The 1,413-nt window shown below is 27.2% G+C and carries 1 protein-coding gene and 1 pseudogene; one reads left to right on the top strand and one right to left on the bottom strand.

What is annotated here, in order from left to right:
* Positions 1-576 (bottom strand): annotated as a pseudogene (locus CD150_RS12955) (AraC family transcriptional regulator Rsp); the annotation flags it as partial.
* A gap of 221 nt (positions 577-797) precedes the next feature.
* Between CD150_RS12955 and CD150_RS12950 the strand changes: the two are divergent.
* A complete protein-coding gene (locus CD150_RS12950; protein ID WP_073344036.1) occupies positions 798-1,373 on the top strand; it encodes a peptidoglycan recognition protein family protein in 576 nt (191 codons plus the stop codon).
* Positions 1,374-1,413 lie beyond the last annotated feature (40 nt).

Here is a 1,413-nt window from a genome sequence, read left to right as displayed (position 1 = left end):
GCTAATACCTAAATATTTTTTAAATAAAATCGATATATAAGAACTAGAAATATAAAAAATTGAAGAAATTTCTTTGGACATGATATGTTGTGTAATGTGCTTTTGAATATAATCTGATATTTTATTTAAAAGTTCATTTTCAGAATGGATTGTCGGTATATAAACATAATCAGTTGATTTTTTAGTTTCTTGCTCTAAGGTAGAAATAAGCTCAGTTAATTGAGGTAATTCCATTGAATTCATAGTATTTAATTTTTCAATCATGTTTAGTATTAAATACTTCAAGTATTCTTGAGCATGCAATGCTTTTGCATCATAATAACTATTAAAAAATAATTGATTAAGCGGGATGATTTGTTGTATTGGTATTTTTAGTTCAACTAGTTGTTCTGCGTGAGTTATACAAAATAAATCACTATGATTGATGATAGCGATATTGTTTTCAACCGAAGTTTGTTTACCATTAATATTGATATTCAATTTACTATTTAATGAAAATAACAGTATGACTTGGTTGATACAACGTTGCGTGTCTGTAGTTAAAAAATCGTGGATACATAATGTGGCATGTTCCATTCTATCTAGCAACTCCTGATAACATATTGTTATATTGACTAAATTACATTATATAATAAATAGTTGTGAATATTAATATATTAAATATAACTATTTTCTTATTTCAAGCGCTAATTCAATCGATAAAATTAAATTGTGCACATCATTAAATTTGGAATAAATAAATTAAATGAACTAATGATGTAAAAATTTAAAAATTTAAATATTAAAGAGGAGAAATAATGGAGCATATATACTCAAATTATTATGAAATAGATGAGAAAATCACTGAACGAAAAAAAGATATTTTAGGTGTCGTTCTACACGATGATGCCGAAAATTATTCTGCCAAAAATTACATTACATGGTTAAATAAGCGCATTGAAAAAAACGAATTAGAAAAAGGATGGGCGAGCGTATACATCGATCAAGACACATGTTACTGGTTTCATCCAACACAATATACTGAATGGCACTGCGGAAATACATTTGCCAATACGCATTATATTGGTATCGAGAGATGTCAGTCTAAAATCAATGGTATATTAACAGATAGTGCATTTATGAAGGTAGAAGAGGTTAGCTTTTGGCTAGCAGCTGCAATTTTAAAAAAATATCAATTGCCTGTTAATAGAAAAACAGTAAGAATCCATAAAGAATTTTATGATACCGAGTGTCCAGCAAGATCGTGGTTAATTCATTTGGAACAAGCTTCAAGCACATTGGAAAACATGAATAGATTGAAAGATTATTTTATCTATAAAATAAAATATTATTACGATGATATTACTAAAGAAGATATTATGCCTTTAGGTTAAGGCCAGTATCAAATTAAACTCAGCTAATATTCATTTTTAC

It is taken from the genome of Staphylococcus ureilyticus, from assembly GCF_002902235.1.
Taxonomy (GTDB): Bacteria; Bacillota; Bacilli; order Staphylococcales; family Staphylococcaceae; genus Staphylococcus; species Staphylococcus ureilyticus.
Note: the sequence above shows the minus strand (reverse complement) of the source record. Positions and strands in the feature narration are given on the sequence as shown.